Source organism: Amnibacterium sp. (genome assembly GCF_025463795.1).
In the GTDB taxonomy this organism is placed as follows: Bacteria; Actinomycetota; Actinomycetes; order Actinomycetales; family Microbacteriaceae; genus Amnibacterium.
Genome location: NZ_JAODBE010000151.1, coordinates 1 through 15,449, shown reverse-complemented (window position 1 = coordinate 15,449; position 15,449 = coordinate 1). Strand labels below are relative to the sequence as shown.

Below are 15,449 nucleotides of genomic sequence, written 5' to 3'. Positions count from 1 at the left end.
CGGCGACGAGGGCGGCCCGCCGGGGCGGCGGGCCGGGCCGCGAGGCGGGCTGCGGGAGACCCGGGCTCCCCTCGCCGGCGCCCGGTCCCGCCTCGATCTCCGGCCGGGCAGCGCCGGCGAGGGCGCGGTAGCGCTCGACCTCCGCGGGCGTGACGTCCGGGGCGTAGAGGCGCCGCCGGAGGTCGTCGAGCTCGGTGCTCACCGCAGGTGCCCGATCGTCGCCCAGGTGCGAGGGTTGCCGGCGAGGAGGTGCACCGCGTCAGCGTGCCATGCCCCGGTGGGGTGTACGACAGGAGCATGCGGATCGTGGTGGCCGGGGCGACCGGCACGGTCGGGCGCCACGTCGTGCGCGTCGCGGAGGCACGGGGGCACGACGTGGTGCGGGTGTCCCGGGCGACGGGCGTGGACGTGGTCTCCGGCCTCGGGCTCGACGCGGCGGTGCGCGGCGCGGATGCGGTGGTCGACGTGCTGAACGCTCCGTCGATCCTGAAGCAGCCCGCCGTCGCGTTCGTCACGGCGACGACCCGGAACCTGCTGGCGGCCGAGGCACGCGCCGGGACGGCTCACCACGTCGCGGTGTCGGTCGTCGGGATCGACGGGGTCGAAGCCGGCTACTACGCGGGCAAGCTCGCGCAGGAGCGGCTCGTGACCGCATCGGCGGTGCCGTTCAGCCTGCTGCGGGCGACCCAGTTCCACGAGTTCGCGGAGGTGATCCTGCGGCAGACCCGGCGGGGGCGCGTCGCGATCGTGCCGTCGGCGCTGCTGCGACCGGTCGCCGCGAGCGAGGTGGCGGAGCGGCTCGTGCTGGCCGTCGAGGACGGGCCGGGCGGTCGCCTCCGTGAGCTGACGGGCCCGCGCGACGAGCGGCTCGCCGACCTGGTGCGCCGGCTCGCGGCAGCCGAGGGGGACCCCGTGCACCCGATCGAGGTGCGGCTGCCGGGAACCTACTGGCGGGCGCAGCGCTCAGGCGTGCTGCGCGGCGGCCCGGACGCCGACCGCGGCACGATCTCCTTCGAGGAGTGGCTGGCAGCGCGAACCGGGTGAGGGGATCAGCGCAGGGTCGCGGACCAGGCGTCGACGGTCGTGACCTCGGCCTGGCGGGGGAAGACCTTCTCGGTGAGCACGCGGTGCACCTCGGGGTCGGCGTCGGCGCATGCGTCCGCCAGCACGGTGAGGCCGAAGTCGAGGTCGGCGGCCTGGCGCAGCGTCGAGAGCACGACGCCGCTCGTCGCGATGCCCGCGAGCACGAGGTGGCGGACGCCGCCGGCCCGCAGCAGCACGTCGAGGTCGCTGCCCGTGAAGGCGCTGACGCGGCGCTTCGTGACGACCGGCTCGTCGTCGCGGCGGCCGAGCGCGGCGTGGATCTGCGCCTGCTCGTGCTGCTCGGTGCCCGCGTCGCCGCGGTCGCGGAAGGCCGCGAAGGTCCTGTTCACCGGGCTGACCTCGGGATAGCCGTCGCGGAACGCGACCCGGACGAAGAGCACGGGCACACCGGCGGCGCGGGCGTCGTCGGCGGCGCGGCGGGCGCACTCGAGCACCTCCGGCGAGCCGAGCCGGTCGACGATCGAGTTCTGGAAGTCCATGATCAGCAGCGCGGCGTCGGCCATCGGTTCCCCTTCGGTGAGGACTGCCGCGAGATCGACAGTCTGGACTGCACAGCCTAGGCTGCCGACGTGGCAGGTGACTCGACGCAGGACGCATCGCCCGCGACCGCGGCCGAGGCCGCGAGGGCGATCCGGGTGGTCGTCGGCCGCCTCCGCCGCCGGCTCCGCGAGGTCGCCGCCGGCGAGCTCACGCCCTCGCAGGCCTCCGTGCTCACGCGGCTCGCGAAGGGCGAGGCGGCATCCGCGTCCGCACTCGCCGCGCTCGAGGGCGTGCGGCCCCAGTCGATCGCGAGCACCCTGAACGCGCTCGAGCAGGCGGGGCTGGTCGCGCGGTCGCCGGATCCGCAGGACGGCCGCCGGGCGATCGTCGAGCTCACCGAGGCGGGCCGCGCCGAGGACCGCGGCAACCGGCAGGCGCGCGAGGAGTGGCTGACCGCAGCGCTCGAGTCGCAGCTCGGCGAGGAGGAGCGCCGCACGGTGCTCGCCGCGATGACGCTGCTCGAGCGCCTGGCCCGGCCGTGATCCGACCGGCGCCAGAGGGCCGCTTCGACCGGCGACTCCTCGCGCCGATGATCCTCGGCTCGATCCTGAACCCGATCAACTCGTCGATCATCGCGGTCGCGCTGGTGCCGATCGCGCGGGCGTTCGGGGCGCCGACCTCGGAGACGAGCTGGCTCGTGTCGGGCCTCTACCTCGCCACGGCGATCGGCCAGCCGCTCACCGGCCGCCTCGTCGACCAGTTCGGGCCGCGCCGGCTGTTCCTCGCGGGCGCGGTCCTCACGGGCATCGCCGGTGGAATCGGGCTGCTCGCCCCGAGCATCTGGGCGCTCGTCGCCGCCCGCGTCGTGCTCGGCTTCGGCACGTGCGCCGGCTACCCGGCGGCGATGACGCTCATCCGCACCGAGGGCCGCCGCACGGGGCAGGAGCGGCCCGCGGCGATCCTCACCGTGCTGTCCGTCGCGACCCAGACGATCGCGGTGGTCGGCCCGACCCTCGGCGGCCTGCTCATCGCCGTCGGCGGGTGGCGCGCGACCTTCGCCCTGAACATCCCGCTCGCCGTCGCGTGCCTCGCACTCGGCTGGTGGGTGCTCCCGAAGGCGGATGCGGTGCCGGCCGGCCGCCGCCACCTCGACCTGCCCGGCGTGCTGCTCTTCGCGGCGACGCTCGCCGCCCTGCTGCTGTTCCTGCTCGACCCGCACGTGGTGCGCCTCTGGCTTCTCGGCATCGCGGTGCTCGCGGGCGCCGGGTTCGCCGTCCGCGAGCTGCGGATCCCGGATCCGTTCATCGACGTGCGGGTGTTCGCCGGCAACGGGCCCCTGCTCGCCACCTACGCGCGGGCGCTGTTCGCCGCGACGGTCTCGTACGCCTTCCTCTACGGGTTCACGCAGTGGATGGAGGACGGCCGCGGCCTGCCCGCCGAGGTCGCGGGGCTCGTGCTGCTGCCGACCTTCGCCGTCGGGGTCCTCGTCTCCTCGACGACGGGCCGGCGCCCCGAGGTGTGGGCGAAGCTCGTCGTCGGGGCGATCGCGCAGGTGGCCGTCTGCGCGGCCCTGCTGCTGCTCGGCGGCGCCTCGCCGATCTGGCTGCTCGTCGCGGTCGGGGCCGTGCTCGGACTGCCGCAGGGGCTCGTGAACCTCGCGAACCAGAATGCGCTCTACAGCCAGGCGGATCCGGAGCGGCTCGGCGCATCCGCAGGGCTGCTGCGCACCTTCTTCTACCTCGGTGCGATCCTGTCGTCGTCGATGAGCGGGCTCTTCTTCGGCCGCACCGCGAGCACCCGGGGGCTGCACGACCTCGCGTGGTTCATGCTCGCGTCCGCCGCGGTGCTGCTCGTGCTCACGCTCGCGGACCGGTCGCTGCGGCGGGTGGGCGCGGCGCCCCGCCCCGCCTGACGGCGCGACCGCAGAAAGTGGCACGTGCCGAGGGGGCGCGCGGGAGGCTCGCCCGGCGCCCGTACCCTTGACACCATGCCCGAACGGACCCTCGCCGACGCGCGCCCGCAGGTCCGGCCGACGACCGAGGGCTGGCAGCAGGCCAAGGACCGCGAGGGCCGGCCGCTGCTGCAGTTCGCGTCGCCGAAGCGGGGCAAGCCGCCCGTGCACCTCGCCGACCTGTCGCCCGAGGACCGGAAGGCGAAGCTCGTCGAGCTCGGCATGCCCGCGTTCCGGGCCAGGCAGATCGCGACCCACTACTTCACGCACTCCACCTCGGATCCGGCGCTCATGACGGACCTGCCCGCGGCGAACCGCGAGGAGCTCGTCCGCGGCCTCCTGCCGCCGCTGCTGACGGAGGTGCGCCGGCTCGCCACCGACAAGGGCGACACGATCAAGTTCCTGTGGACGCTGCACGACGGTGCCCTCGTCGAGTCGGTGCTCATGCGCTACCCGGGCCGGATCACGCTCTGCGTCTCGTCGCAGGCCGGCTGCGGGATGAACTGCCCGTTCTGCGCGACGGGCCAGGCGGGCCTGACCCGCAACCTGTCGGCGGCCGAGATCGTCGAGCAGGTCGTGCGGGCGAACCGCGCGATCGCCGAGGGCGAGCTCGGCGGCAAGCCTCGCGGCGAGACGACTCCGGAGCGCGTCTCGAACATCGTCTTCATGGGCATGGGGGAGCCGCTCGCGAACTACGCGCGGCTGATGAGCGCGCTGCGCACCATGGTCGCCCCGCGGCCCGACGGGCTCGGGATGAGCGCCAGGCACATCACGGTCTCGACGGTCGGGCTGGTGCCCGCGATCCACAAGCTCGCGGCCGAGAAGATCCCGGTCACGTTCGCGCTCTCGCTGCACGCGCCCGACGACGCGCTGCGCGACGAGCTCATCCCGGTGAACTCGCGGTGGAAGGTCGACGAGGCCCTCGACGCCGCCCGCGCCTACTTCGAGGCGACCGGGCGCCGGGTGTCGATCGAGTACGCCCTGATCAAGGACATGAACGACCACGGCTGGCGCGCCGACCTGCTCGCGGAGAAGCTCAACGCCCGCGGCCACCGCTGGGTGCACGTCAACCCGATCCCGTTGAACCCGACGCCGGGCTCCATCTGGACGGCGTCGGAGCCGGCGGTCCAGCGCGAGTTCGTCCGCCGCCTCGAGGCGGCCGGCGTGCCGACCACCATCCGCGACACCCGCGGCAAGGAGATCGACGGCGCCTGCGGCCAGCTCGCCGCCGCCGACTGACGCCGGTTCCCGCTTCGCGGCGGCTCCGACGGGCTGTGGGGGTCGGCGCTCAGCCGGCCCAGTCGGGCGACTTCGGGCGCCACACGCCGAAACGGTTGCCCTGCGGATCGACGAGGTGCGCGAACTCGATGCGGCCGTTGTCGACGAACGGGACCGCGACGGTCGCGCCGAGCGCCTGCGCCTGCGTGATCGCCGCCCGCACGTCGTCGACCTGCACGTAGAAGATCGCCCACGAGGCGCCGCCGACGGCCGTGGAGTCCCAGAGCCCTCCCGCGTCGCCCTCGACCATGCGGTAGCCGACGGGTGACGGCGCGCCGATCGACCAGTCGAAGAGCTGGCCGTAGAAGCGCTGCGCGGCCGCCGGATCCGGCGTGCCGATCTCGAAGTAGTTCACCGGGGATCCCATGCCCGCAGGATGCCACCGGCCCTCGACATCGGATCGCGTACCTACACGACCGCGCTCGCCCGGGACGGCGCCGAGGCGGCGAGCACCGTGAAGTCGGCGTTCGCGGCCCGCGGCATCACCTTCTGACGCCGGCCGAGGACTCGGGCCGGGCTCGGTCCTCGGCCTCGGCGAGCTCCCACGGGATGTCGCCGACGAGCACCACGGGCTCCTCGGGCGGCAGATCGAACTCCCCGGGCAGGTCCAAGCCGCCGGTGAAGCTCATCCGCCCGAGGCGGTGCACGGTGAGGTGATGGCCGTCGCCCGTGACGGCCGGCTCGTCGCCGATCGGCAGGTCGAGGAGGCCGGTGGGCTCGGGCTCGTGGAACGTCTCCTGGCTCATGCCCGCAGGTCTACTGGCACGAGGGGCGTCGGGAGGCCGTCCCACACGCCGCACCAGGCGCTCCTCCTGGCCTCCACAGGCGATCCTCAGCGAACGGCCGCCGCAGCCCGCTCCACCGCGGCCACCGTCTCGGCGACGGCGACCGCATCCGTGCGCCACGAGCTCACGGAGAAGCGGATCACCGCGCGGCCACGCCAGGTGCTCGCCGACGGCATGACGGCGCCCTCGTCGAGCAGCGCCGCGAAGACCGCGCGGGTGCGCTCGTCGGTCTCGAACGCGACGCACACCTGGGTGAAGACGACGTCGTTCAGCACCTCTGCACCGGGGATCCGCAGCACGCCGTCGGCGATGCCGCGGGCCCCCCGGTGCAGGCCGTCGACGAGGTCGACGACGCCCGACCGGCCGAGCGATGCGAGGGCCGCCCACACCGGCACGCCTCGCGCCCGGCGCGACAGCTCCGGCACGTGGTCGTACGGATCGGCGGTGCCGGCCGTGAGCAGGTACGCGGCACGCACGCCCATCGCGGCCCGCAGTGCGGGCTCGTCGACGACGATCGCGACGCCGCAGTCGTAGGGCACGTTGAGGGTCTTGTGGGCGTCCGTCGCCCACGAGTCGGCGCGCTCCAGGCCTCGCATGAGGGGCGCGAACCGGGCGCTCACCGCCGCCCAGAGGCCGAACGCGCCGTCCACGTGCACCCACGCACCGGCGGCGTGCGCCACGTCGATCGCCGCCGCGAAGGGATCCATGGCACCGGAGTGCACGTCACCCGCCTGCAGGCAGACGATCGTGGGCCCGCCTCGCCCTTCCGCGAGCCGCCGCCGGAGATCGTCCGGGTCGAGCCGCCCCTGCGCGTCGGCGTCGACGAGCTCGGCGGCGCCGAGCCCGAGCAGGCGCAGCGCCAGGTCGACCGATCCGTGGCGGGAGGCGCCGGCGAGCACGCGGATCCGCGGCGCACCGGCGAGCCCGTCGGCCGCGTCGTCCCAGCCGGCGGAGGCCAGCACCCGGTGGCGGGCCGCGGCGAGGGCGGTCGTGTTGGCGGTCGTCGCCCCGGTGGTGAAGCCGACCGCGGCGGCCTCGGGCAGCCCGAGCAGGTCGAGCAGCCAGGCGCCCGCGATCTCCTCGGCCGCCACGACCCCGGGCGTCGCGTCGCGCATGCCGGCGTTCTGGTCCCAGGCGGAGACGAGCCAGTCGGCCCCGAGCGCGGCGGGCAGGGAGCCGCCCATGACCCAGCCGTAGAACCGGCCGGATCCGCTCGCCATGAGGCCCGGCTCGACCGCGGCGGCGAGCCGGCCGACGACGTCCGCGGGGTCGGCGGGGGAGTCGGGGAGGCTCGTGCCGAGGCGGGCGATCGCGTCCGCGGCGGTGCCGGCCGCCGGGACCCTGCGGCCGTCGATCGCGCTCAGCCAGCGTTCCGCGGCGGCCACGGCGGCGGGAAGCGCCGCTCCTCGGTCAGGGGCGATCGTCGGGCGGTTCGTGATGGTCATGGCCCGAGGATCCTCCGGATCCGTGTGACGCGCCGTGTGACGGTCGCCGTCGTTGACGGCCCTTCCCGACCGCGCCTAGCGTGCGGCCGTGAGCACCACCCGTAAGGGAGCCAACCAGGCACCGCCCCGGACCGATCTCGACGAGTACGGAACCCATGCGGCGCTCGTCGAGGCCGTGTCGCGGTACGGGGCCCGGGGCGCGACGGAGCGGCTGCGGAGGATCGGCGCCCTCGTCGGCGAGGCCGGCTTCCAGCGCGACGCGGAGCTGGCGAACACCCACCCGCCCGTGCTCGCGACCCACGACCGGTGGGGCGGCCGGATCGACGAGGTGCGGTTCCACCCCGCCTATCACCGGATCCTGGGGGAGGCGCTCCGCCAGGGGGCCCACGCCTCGTGCTGGACCGATCCCGGACCGGGCGCCCATGCGGCCCGGGCGGCCGCGTTCCTGCTCCTCGCGCAGGTCGAGCCCGGGCACGCGTGCCCGGTGAGCATGACGCACGCGGTGGTCCCGGCGCTCCGCACGACGCCGGCGATCGCCGACGAGTGGCTGCCGAAGGTCACCGCGACCGAGTACGACCCGGAGCTGCGCGACCCGGCGATCAAGACGTCGGCCACGTTCGGGATGGCCATGACGGAGAAGCAGGGCGGCTCGGACGTGCGGGCGAACACGACCCGAGCCGTCCGGCGAGCGGACGGCTCGTACCGCCTCACCGGCCACAAGTGGTTCTGCTCCGCCCCGCAGTCCGACGCGTTCCTCGTGCTCGCCCAGACGCCCGACGGGCTCTCGTCCTTCCTCGTGCCGCGCGTGCTGCCCGGCGGCGACCGGAACGGCATCCGCATCGAGCGGCTGAAGGACAAGCTCGGGAACCGGTCGAACGCCTCCGCCGAGATCGAGCTCGAGGACTGCGGCGGCCGGCTCCTCGGCGAGGAGGGGCGCGGGGTGCGCACCATCCTCGCGATGGTCGAGCAGACGCGGCTCGACTGCGTGCTGGGCAGCGCCGCCGGCATGCGGCAGGCCGTCGCCGAGGCGGCGTGGCACGTACGCCACCGATCGGCGTTCGGCGGCCTGCTGATCGACCAGCCGGCCATGACGGCCGTCATCGCCGACCTGCAGCTCGAGACGGAGGCCGCGGTGTGGACCGGCATGCGGCTCGCCGCGGCGTACGACGGGGACGACCCGGAGGCGGTCGCGTTCCGGCGCCTCGCCACCGCGGTCGGGAAGTACCGGGTGTGCCAGCGCGGCCCCGGGCACGCGGCCGAGGCGATGGAGTGCCTCGGCGGCAACGGCTACACCGAGGCGTTCCCGCTCGCCCGGCGGTACCGGGAGCAGCCGGTGATGGCGATCTGGGAGGGATCCGGCAGCGTGATCGCCCTCGACGTGCTGCGGACGCTCGTCCGCGAGCCGGCCGCGTTCGACGCGTTCGATCGCGAGCTGCAGCTCGCCCGGGGCACCGACCAGGCGTACGACCGGCACCTCGGCCGGACCAGGGAGCTGGTCGACGCGGCCCGGCGGGATCCGGATGGGGCGCCCCGAACGGCGAGGCGGCTGGTCGAGGCCCTGGGTCTCGCGCTGCAGGCGTCGATCCTCCTGCGCGAGGCGCCGGCCGCCGTCGCGGACGCCTTCGTCGCGGCCCGGCTGGGCGAGGAGCGAGGATCCGGGTACGGCGCCCTGCCGGCCGGGATCGACGTCGCGGCGGTCGCCGCCCGCGCCTGACGGACGGCCTGCGGCGTCGGGTCGCCGGCCGAGCGCGGGTGGGGGAGTTCGCCAGGGAGTCGGTGTAGGGGTGGGTCCGGACGCCCTCAGCACGGATGCAGGGCGGCCACCGGCGAGAGGAGATCCGATGCCCGACGACGCGCTGTGCGCCGTGGAGGGATGCGGCCACCCAGGAGAGGCCGAGTTCACGACCGCCGACGGCGGCGCGCCGCGGGCCTGGATCGTGTGCGGCGCTCACAAGCGGGCCCTGGACGAGGGTGCGTCGTACCGGATCGAGGAGCGTCCAGGGCAGCGCGACGCCCTCGCCCTGCAGGAGGGCTAGCGCGGCCCGATCCCCGCGTCAGGTCATCATCTCCCCGGCATCGCGGGGCAGCAGGGCGGGCGCGTCGCCGACGCGCTCGTCGCCCGAAGCACCCGCCGCGTGCGGCTCGACCACGGCCTGCGGGGACTCGGGCTCGGGAGGGTCGACTGCGGGATTCGTGTCGCTCATGCGACGAGCGTGCCCTGCGCCACTCGGAGCAGGCGCCGTGCGGCCTGGCCGTCAGCCGAGCAGCGGGCCGTAGAGGTCGGGCCGGCGGTCGCCGAACAGGTCGACGAGCTCCGACTGCCCCTTGTCCCGGGAGGCCGGCAGGTCCAGATCCGCCCACGCGACCCCGGTGCCGGGCCCGACCGTGTCGCGGAGCCAGCCGTCCGCCCCGACGATGCCCGTGCCCTCCGACCAGTCCACGCCGCGCTCGGTGCCGCTGCGGTCGGCGAACGCGATCGCCATGTGGTTCATCCGCGCCGTCGCGATGGCGATCTGCACCTCGGCGACGCGCTCGTCGTTCGGCCGGGGCCCGAGCGGCCAGTTCGTCGGTGCGGCGAGCAGATCGGCGCCGGCGAGCGCGACGATGCGGGTCCACTCCGGGAACTCGAGATCGAAGCAGATCAGCACGCCGACGCGGCCGTGCGCGGTCTCGACGACGGGGGGCCGCGCGTCGCCGGGACGGAAGACCTGCTTCTCGCGGTCCCACAGGTGCACCTTGCGGTAGACCGCCTGCACGCCGTCGCCGGTGACGACGGCCGCCGAGTTGTAGAGGGCGTCGTCCGCGGCCTCGGCGAAGCCGACGACGAGCACGGACCCCCGCCGGGCGGCGAGAAGCCGGGCCCACGCCGCGAAGCGCGGGTCGTCCGCCCGGATCGCGACGGAGCGTGCCTCGTCGACCGAGTCGAACACGTAGCCCGAGGTGGCGAGCTCGGGCACGACGACCACGTCGGCACCCCCCGCGAGCGCGTCGCGGAGCGCGGCGGTGATCTCCGCGGTGTTCCGGTCCAGCTCGCCGACGACGGGCCCGAGCTGGACGGCCGCGATCCGCGTCACGGCACGTCCGAGGACTCGAGGCTGCGCCGGGTGCTCTCGGCGAGTCCGCGCCGGAAGGAGATCGCGACGCCGATCACCAGCCACACCAGCACGATGTACGGGAACCAGCTGTACGGCGCCTCGAGGCCCACGGCGTTCTTGTAGAGGGTGTAGATCACGAGGACGAGCGCGAGGATCGGGACGACGATCTGCCACTTCGGCGTGCGCGTGCGGTTGCCGAAGAACAGGAACCGCGTCGCGCCGACCGTGGCGAGCGCGTAGGCGACGAGCAGGGCGATCGTGCCGATCGTCAGCGACCAGAACGTCGCGTCGAGCACGCTCGCGTTCGTGAGCCGCTCGATCACCATGACGAGGGTCGCCAGGCCGGCGGAGACGAACAGCGCGGTGACGGGCGCGCCGATCTTGGACACCCGGGCCACGTGGCCCGTCATGCCGGCGCCGCGGGCGAGCGCGAACAGGATGCGGGCGGCGCCGGACAGCGTGCCGACCGAGATCGCGAAGAGGCTGACGGTCGCCGAGAGGGTGAGCAGGTCCGCGAGCCACGGCCCGACGTAGGCGCGGCCGAGGTCGCCGTAGGGGGCGCCGGACGAGACGAAGTGCTTCACACCCGCGGCGGACGTGCCATAGCCGAGGGACTGGCCGATGATCGTGAGCACGTAGAAGGCCCCGACGATCGCCACCGCGATCATCAGCGCCCGGGGGATGTCCCGCTTCGGATGCGTCGTCTCCTCACCCAGCGTCGCGGCGCCCTCGAACCCCGCGAACGCGAGGAACCCGAAGACCGACGCGGCGGCGATGGTCGTGATGTCCGTCCCCTTGGGCAGGGCCAGGAAGCTCCAGTTCAGGGTGAGGCCGCCGGGCGCGGATCCGGTGCCGAGGCGCACGAGGACGATGATCGAGAGGATCGTCACGAGCGCCGCGCCGATCAGCTCGGCGTAGAGCAGCACCCGGGTGATGATGCGGACCTCGCTGCGGCCGACGACGACGACGAGCGCCATCGCGATGATCGCGACGATGATCCAGTCCGGGTCCGCCTTGATGCCGAGGTCGTTCAGCAGCTGGGTGAAGAACAGCCCGATCTCCATCGTCGAGCCGGCGCCGATGGTCACGTAGGCGAGGAACAGCGCCCACCCGGCGACGAAGCCGGCCCGCGGGCCGAGGGTCAGCCCGACGGTCGCGTACACCGATCCGGTGTGCGCGATGTAGCGGGACAGCTTGATGAAGCCGTACGCGACGAGGCAGACGCCGATCAGCGCGAACACGAACGCCCAGGTCGCGCCGCCGCCGAGGATGCCGGCCGCGCCGGTCCCCAGCAGGGCCGCCGCTCCCACGGGGCCGATGAGTCCGATCGAGAAGGCGGCCGCGTCGACGACCTTCAGCTCGCGCTTGAGGCCGCCGCCGGTGGCGGAGGTGGTGTGCTCGTCCACGGTCATCCCCGCAGGCTAGGGAGCGGCGCGGGGCTGCGACAAGACGACCGATGCCTTCGCACGCCCAAGGCTGCGCCTATGGCTGCAGAAGGGAGCCCGGCCTGGGTCGGCGGCGGCGGCGTTCCTAGGCTCGACGCATGCGCTCCACCCCGGCCGTCCTCGCGCGGCTCACCGGCTCGTTCACCGTCCTCAAGGCGCCCGGGGTCGATGCCCCCGCCGCCCAGCGCGACCCTGTGGTGGTGGAGACGGTGTCCAGGATGCTGGCCGACATCGAGCGCCGCGGCCTGGATGCCGTGAGGGAGTACGCCCGGACGCTCGACCGGCAGGACCGGCCGATCGAGCTGTCCCCGGCGGACGTCGCGTCGAGCGGCGACCGGCTCGATCCCGCGCTGCGCGAGGCGATCGAGCTCGGCGCGAGCCGCACGCAGGCCTTCGCGCGGGCGACCAGGGAGCACCTGGCCGGGTTCGAGACCGAGATCCTCGAGGGGCTCGTCACCGGCGTGAAGTACGTGCCGGTGGGCCGGGTGGGCGCCTACCTGCCCGCCGGCCGGTTCCCGCTCACGGCGAGCGCGTTCATGAGCGTCGGCGTCGCGAAGGTCGCCGGGGTGCCCTCGGTGATGGCCTGCACGCCGCCGCAGCCGGACGGGCGCGCGAACGACGCCGTCGTCCACGCCGCCGCCTGCTCGGGCGTCGACCGGGTCGTCGTGCTGGGCGGCGTGCAGGCCCTCGCGGCGATGGCGTTCGGCCTGCTCGGCGACGCGCCCGTCGACATGCTCGTCGGCGCGGGGAACGCCTTCGTCGCGGAGGCGAAGCGGCAGCTGTTCGGCACCGTCGCGATCGACCTCCTCGCGGGCCCGTCGGAGGTGGCCGTCCTCGCCGACGGCACCGCGGATCCGGAGCTCGTCGCCGCCGACCTGCTGGGCCAGGCGGAGCACGGCCCGAACTCGCCCGCCGCCCTCGTGACGACGTCGGAGGCGCTCGGTCGCGCGGTCCTGGACGAGGTCGACCGCCAGCTGGCGGGCCTCGCCACCGCCGAGATCGCGGGCGCCGCCTGGCGCGACTTCGGATCCGTGATCGTGGCCGCGGATCGTGAGACGGCGGCGGCGCTGATGGACGACCTCGCGCCCGAGCACCTCGAGGTGATGACCGAGGACGACGACTGGTTCCACGGCCGGCTGACGAACTACGGCTCGCTCTTCCTCGGCCCGTGGAGCACGGTCGCCTACTCGGACAAGGGGATGGCGGGGACGAACCACACCCTGCCGACGGCGGGCGGCGCGAAGCACAGCGCCGGGCTCTCGGTGGGCCGGTTCCTGAAGCCGCTCACCTATCAGCGGATCGCCCGCTCCGCGACGCCCGCGCTGGCGGAGGCGGTCGACGTGATCTCGGCGTCCGAGGGGATGGCGGCGCACCGGGCGACCGCGACGCTGCGCCTCGACCGGTTCGCGGAGGGGCGCTGAGTCCTCAGGCGACCGGCCCGAGGAGGGGGCTGGACTCGACCATGTCGCGCGCCAGCCGCACCAGCTCGGCCGTGGCCGGCGACAGGGCGGCGGAGGCTCGACGCACGAGCGCGACGGTGTCGAAGAGGGGCTCGGCGAACGGCACGAAGCCGATGCCGGCCGGCGCGGCCCCCGAGTCGGCCACCGCCCTGGACACGAAGGTGTCGCCGATGCCGGCGGCCACGAGCGCGAGCGCCGACTCGACCTGCTCGACCTCGGCGACGACGTCGAGGTGCACCGCCGCCAGGCGCGCCCGGTCGGCCACCTGGCGACGGGTGGGATCGCGCCAGCCGTAGTGGGCGTCGTAGAGCACGAGCGGGCGCCCCGCCAGGTCGTGCAGCGTCGGCGGGGCCGTCAGACGGCTCCGATCGCTGCTCGCGTAGACGACCTCGTCGCGGCGCAACGGCGTGACCACGAGGCCCTCGTCGTCGATGGGCAGCACGACGAGGCCCGCCTCGAGCTCGCCCGAGGCCACGGCGCCCGCGACCTCGACGGAGTTCAGGCCGACGACCCGGAGCCGGACGTCCGGATGCAGGCGGTGGAACTCCGTGACGAGGGACTCGAGCGCGTAGTACTTGGCGTTCCGCAGCAGCCCGAACGAGGCGGTGCCGCCCGAGAGCGACGTGAGCGCCCGCAGGGTGCGGTCGGCCTCGTCCGCCGCGGCGACCGTCTGCTCCGCCAGCGGCAGCAGCGCCTCCCCGGCGGCGGTCAGCACGAGCCGGCGTCCGCCGCGCACGAACAGCACCGTCCCGTAGGCGTCCTCGAGGCGCCGGATGAACTCCGAGACCGAGGGCTGAGCCATGTGCATCGCCGCGGCCGCAGCGGTGAAGGACCCGAGGCGGGCCGCCGCGAGGAACACCCGCAGCTGCACGAGACTCATAGGAGCAACCTATGGGGCGGGCCCCGGGTGGAGACATCCGTCCCGGCCGGAGGCCCGAGCGCGCGTGTCGCGTCTCCAGCCACATTCCCCTCCACGCGGGACGGGTGCAGCCGGGAACATGGGGGGCGCCGCGGCGGAAGATGGGGAACCCTCCCCATGTGCGCCGAACGCCCCGACGCGCACCCTCCTTCCATGCCGCCGGATCCCCGGCAGGCGAACACGGGAAGGAGCGGAGCATGCCGCTGTACATGGACATCCACACGATCGACGGGGTCACGGCGCCGGCGGTGGCCGAGGCGCACAAGGCCGACCTGCAGACCCAGGGCGCGCACGACGTGCGGTACCTGCGCTACTGGGTCGACGAGCACGAGGGCAAGGTCTTCTGCCTCGTCGACGCGCCGTCCGCCGAGGCCGCCTCCGACGTGCACCGCGAGGCGCACGGGCTGGTCGCCGAGCACATCTTCCAGGTCGAGGAGGGTGCATGATGCGCGGCGTCGTGCGAAGCGCGGCGCTCGCGGCCACGCTGGCGATCCCGATGCTGCTCCCACCGGCGCCGGCACCGGCCCCGATCTCGACGGCGGCCCCGGCGCTCGCGGCCGTCACCGCCTCCGAACCCGCCCAGGTGCCGCAGGAGATCATCGACTACCCGGGACGGCTCCACGGCTTCGCCCCACCCCGCTGGGCATGGCTCGAGTGGCTCGTCTACCGCTGAGCCGGCGCTTCCGCACGGCACCCGGGAGGACGACACTGTGCTGATGCACCTGCTGGAGCGGGACGGCGCCCTCGGCGCCCTGCAGGACTACGCGGCCGACGCGGATCGAGGCGACGGCCGCCTGGTGCTCGTGCACGGCGAGGCCGGGATCGGGAAGACCGCGCTCCTCGAGGCCTTCCGGCACGACGAACGGCGCGGGCGCTGGGCCTGGGCGGACTGCGACCCTCCGGGGAGCGTCCGCCCGCTCGGCCCCCTCCTCGACGTCGCAGGCGCCCTCGGCATGCGGATCGACGCCGAGACCGACGTGCGGCCGATGCTGCTCACGGGCCTGCTCGAGCGGCTGCTCGACCCGGCGGGCCTCGACGTGGTCGTGATCGAGGACGTCCACTGGGCCGACGAGTCCCTGCTCCTGCTGCTCCGGCAGGTGATCCGGCACCTGCGCACCGCGCGGGCCCTGATCGTGGTCAGCTTCCGGGACGACGAGCTCGCTCCCGGGGCTCCGCTGCGGCTGCTGCTCGGCGACACGGGGAGCACCTCCTGGAGCCGGCGGATCGCGCTCGCACCTCTCGGGCAGGCGGCCGTCGGACGCCTCGTGACGGGGACCGGACTGGATCCCGCCGAGGTCTTCGCGACGACCGGCGGCAACCCCTTCTTCGTCACGGAGGTCGCCACGGACGGCTCCGGCGGCGTGCCGCCCACCGCGCGCGACGTGGTGCTCGCCAGGGCCGCGCGCATCGCACCGGAGGCGCGGAACGTCCTCGAGCACGCCGCGGTCGCCGGCTCCCGCGTCGACGCCGGGCTGCTGGCCGCGGTC

At 74.6% G+C, this 15,449-nt stretch carries 19 protein-coding genes; 10 read left to right on the top strand and 9 right to left on the bottom strand.

The features are described from left to right. Window positions 1-202, bottom strand: a 202-nt coding sequence (locus JWQ92_RS12850; RefSeq protein WP_297344855.1) for a hypothetical protein, incomplete at its 3' end; no start/stop codon positions are given. A gap of 95 nt (window positions 203-297) precedes the next feature. Between JWQ92_RS12850 and JWQ92_RS12845 the strand changes: the two genes are divergently transcribed. Next, complete coding sequence (locus JWQ92_RS12845) at window positions 298-1,044, top strand: SDR family oxidoreductase (RefSeq protein WP_297344854.1); 747 nt, start codon at window positions 298-300, stop codon at window positions 1,042-1,044. A gap of 5 nt (window positions 1,045-1,049) precedes the next feature. On the opposite strand, the gene JWQ92_RS12840 is transcribed toward JWQ92_RS12845, so the two are convergent. Then, complete coding sequence (locus tag JWQ92_RS12840; RefSeq protein WP_297344853.1) at window positions 1,050-1,607, bottom strand: cysteine hydrolase family protein; 558 nt, start codon at window positions 1,605-1,607, stop codon at window positions 1,050-1,052. Between the two features lie 66 nt (window positions 1,608-1,673). On the opposite strand from JWQ92_RS12840, the gene JWQ92_RS12835 reads away from it, so the two are divergent. The 3 genes from JWQ92_RS12835 (at window position 1,674) to rlmN (ending at window position 4,774) form a co-directional block, all read left to right on the top strand. Beyond that, complete coding sequence (locus JWQ92_RS12835) at window positions 1,674-2,126, top strand: MarR family transcriptional regulator (protein ID WP_297344852.1); 453 nt, start codon at window positions 1,674-1,676, stop codon at window positions 2,124-2,126. A gap of 47 nt (window positions 2,127-2,173) precedes the next feature. Continuing rightward, window positions 2,174-3,496, top strand: a complete 1,323-nt coding sequence (locus tag JWQ92_RS12830) for an MFS transporter (RefSeq protein ID WP_297344851.1) — start codon at window positions 2,174-2,176, stop codon at window positions 3,494-3,496. Window positions 3,497-3,571: 75 nt separating this feature from the next. Further along, window positions 3,572-4,774: a 23S rRNA (adenine(2503)-C(2))-methyltransferase RlmN gene (gene rlmN, locus JWQ92_RS12825; RefSeq protein ID WP_297344850.1), complete on the top strand. Its 1,203-nt coding sequence runs from the start codon at window positions 3,572-3,574 to the stop codon at window positions 4,772-4,774. Between the two features lie 49 nt (window positions 4,775-4,823). Here rlmN and JWQ92_RS12820 read toward each other — a convergent pair whose 3' ends face one another. From JWQ92_RS12820 to JWQ92_RS12810, 3 genes are all read right to left on the bottom strand, one after another. After that, a complete protein-coding gene (locus JWQ92_RS12820; RefSeq protein ID WP_297344849.1) occupies window positions 4,824-5,180 on the bottom strand; it encodes a VOC family protein in 357 nt (118 codons plus the stop codon). Between the two features lie 115 nt (window positions 5,181-5,295). Beyond that, on the bottom strand, window positions 5,296-5,559 hold the full coding sequence (locus JWQ92_RS12815; RefSeq protein WP_297344848.1) for a hypothetical protein: 264 nt from the start codon (window positions 5,557-5,559) through the stop codon (window positions 5,296-5,298). An 86-nt stretch (window positions 5,560-5,645) separates the two neighbouring features. Then, the gene (locus JWQ92_RS12810) at window positions 5,646-7,043 is read right to left on the bottom strand and encodes a pyridoxal-dependent decarboxylase (RefSeq protein ID WP_297344847.1); all 1,398 of its coding nucleotides are present in this window, start codon (window positions 7,041-7,043) and stop codon (window positions 5,646-5,648) included. 88 nt (window positions 7,044-7,131) lie between these two features. Here JWQ92_RS12810 and JWQ92_RS12805 point away from each other — a divergent pair, with 88 nt between their 5' ends. Beyond that, window positions 7,132-8,757 carry an acyl-CoA dehydrogenase family protein gene (locus JWQ92_RS12805; protein WP_297344846.1) on the top strand — a complete coding sequence of 542 codons (1,626 nt, stop codon included), beginning with the start codon at window positions 7,132-7,134 and terminating at the stop codon, window positions 8,755-8,757. A 127-nt stretch (window positions 8,758-8,884) separates the two neighbouring features. Further along, window positions 8,885-9,079, top strand: coding sequence for a hypothetical protein (locus JWQ92_RS12800; protein WP_297344845.1), 195 nt, complete (start codon window positions 8,885-8,887; stop codon window positions 9,077-9,079). 18 nt (window positions 9,080-9,097) lie between these two features. Here JWQ92_RS12800 and JWQ92_RS12795 read toward each other — a convergent pair whose 3' ends face one another. The 3 genes from JWQ92_RS12795 to JWQ92_RS12785 are packed head-to-tail and all read right to left on the bottom strand — an operon-like array spanning window position 9,098 to window position 11,550. Beyond that, a complete protein-coding gene (locus JWQ92_RS12795) occupies window positions 9,098-9,247 on the bottom strand; it encodes a hypothetical protein (protein WP_297344844.1) in 150 nt (49 codons plus the stop codon). Window positions 9,248-9,298: 51 nt separating this feature from the next. Next, window positions 9,299-10,117, bottom strand: coding sequence for a nitrilase-related carbon-nitrogen hydrolase (locus JWQ92_RS12790; RefSeq protein WP_297344843.1), 819 nt, complete (start codon window positions 10,115-10,117; stop codon window positions 9,299-9,301). Beyond that, window positions 10,114-11,550 carry an APC family permease gene (locus JWQ92_RS12785; RefSeq protein WP_297344842.1) on the bottom strand — a complete coding sequence of 479 codons (1,437 nt, stop codon included), beginning with the start codon at window positions 11,548-11,550 and terminating at the stop codon, window positions 10,114-10,116. The genes JWQ92_RS12790 and JWQ92_RS12785 overlap by 4 nt, the downstream gene beginning before the upstream one ends. Before the next feature lie 131 nt (window positions 11,551-11,681). On the opposite strand from JWQ92_RS12785, the gene hisD reads away from it, so the two are divergent. Beyond that, complete coding sequence (hisD, locus tag JWQ92_RS12780; RefSeq protein WP_297344841.1) at window positions 11,682-13,004, top strand: histidinol dehydrogenase; 1,323 nt, start codon at window positions 11,682-11,684, stop codon at window positions 13,002-13,004. 4 nt (window positions 13,005-13,008) lie between these two features. Here hisD and JWQ92_RS12775 read toward each other — a convergent pair whose 3' ends face one another. Beyond that, a complete protein-coding gene (locus JWQ92_RS12775) occupies window positions 13,009-13,923 on the bottom strand; it encodes a LysR family transcriptional regulator (protein WP_297344840.1) in 915 nt (304 codons plus the stop codon). Window positions 13,924-14,159: 236 nt separating this feature from the next. Here JWQ92_RS12775 and JWQ92_RS12770 point away from each other — a divergent pair, with 236 nt between their 5' ends. From JWQ92_RS12770 to JWQ92_RS12760, 3 genes are all read left to right on the top strand, one after another. Beyond that, window positions 14,160-14,408: a DUF4242 domain-containing protein gene (locus tag JWQ92_RS12770; protein ID WP_297344839.1), complete on the top strand. Its 249-nt coding sequence runs from the start codon at window positions 14,160-14,162 to the stop codon at window positions 14,406-14,408. Next, window positions 14,405-14,635, top strand: coding sequence for a hypothetical protein (locus JWQ92_RS12765; protein ID WP_297344838.1), 231 nt, complete (start codon window positions 14,405-14,407; stop codon window positions 14,633-14,635). Before JWQ92_RS12770 ends, JWQ92_RS12765 begins: the two co-directional genes overlap by 4 nt. A 43-nt stretch (window positions 14,636-14,678) precedes the next feature. Then, the coding region (locus tag JWQ92_RS12760) for an AAA family ATPase (protein ID WP_297344837.1) at window positions 14,679-15,449 on the top strand (771 nt) is incomplete at its 3' end.

Coding starts and splice junctions, on each gene's coding strand:
- JWQ92_RS12830 (WP_297344851.1), top strand. CDS start 2,174: ATGATCCTCGGCTCGATCCTGAACCCGATCAACTCGTCGATCATCGCG.
- JWQ92_RS12845 (WP_297344854.1), top strand. CDS start 298: ATGCGGATCGTGGTGGCCGGGGCGACCGGCACGGTCGGGCGCCACGTC.
- rlmN (WP_297344850.1), top strand. CDS start 3,572: ATGCCCGAACGGACCCTCGCCGACGCGCGCCCGCAGGTCCGGCCGACG.
- JWQ92_RS12800 (WP_297344845.1), top strand. CDS start 8,885: ATGCCCGACGACGCGCTGTGCGCCGTGGAGGGATGCGGCCACCCAGGA.
- JWQ92_RS12820 (WP_297344849.1), bottom strand. CDS start 5,180: ATGGGATCCCCGGTGAACTACTTCGAGATCGGCACGCCGGATCCGGCG.
- JWQ92_RS12815 (WP_297344848.1), bottom strand. CDS start 5,559: ATGAGCCAGGAGACGTTCCACGAGCCCGAGCCCACCGGCCTCCTCGAC.
- JWQ92_RS12840 (WP_297344853.1), bottom strand. CDS start 1,607: ATGGCCGACGCCGCGCTGCTGATCATGGACTTCCAGAACTCGATCGTC.
- JWQ92_RS12810 (WP_297344847.1), bottom strand. CDS start 7,043: ATGACCATCACGAACCGCCCGACGATCGCCCCTGACCGAGGAGCGGCG.
- JWQ92_RS12775 (WP_297344840.1), bottom strand. CDS start 13,923: ATGAGTCTCGTGCAGCTGCGGGTGTTCCTCGCGGCGGCCCGCCTCGGG.
- hisD (WP_297344841.1), top strand. CDS start 11,682: ATGCGCTCCACCCCGGCCGTCCTCGCGCGGCTCACCGGCTCGTTCACC.
- JWQ92_RS12765 (WP_297344838.1), top strand. CDS start 14,405: ATGATGCGCGGCGTCGTGCGAAGCGCGGCGCTCGCGGCCACGCTGGCG.
- JWQ92_RS12795 (WP_297344844.1), bottom strand. CDS start 9,247: ATGAGCGACACGAATCCCGCAGTCGACCCTCCCGAGCCCGAGTCCCCG.
- JWQ92_RS12770 (WP_297344839.1), top strand. CDS start 14,160: ATGCCGCTGTACATGGACATCCACACGATCGACGGGGTCACGGCGCCG.
- JWQ92_RS12785 (WP_297344842.1), bottom strand. CDS start 11,550: ATGACCGTGGACGAGCACACCACCTCCGCCACCGGCGGCGGCCTCAAG.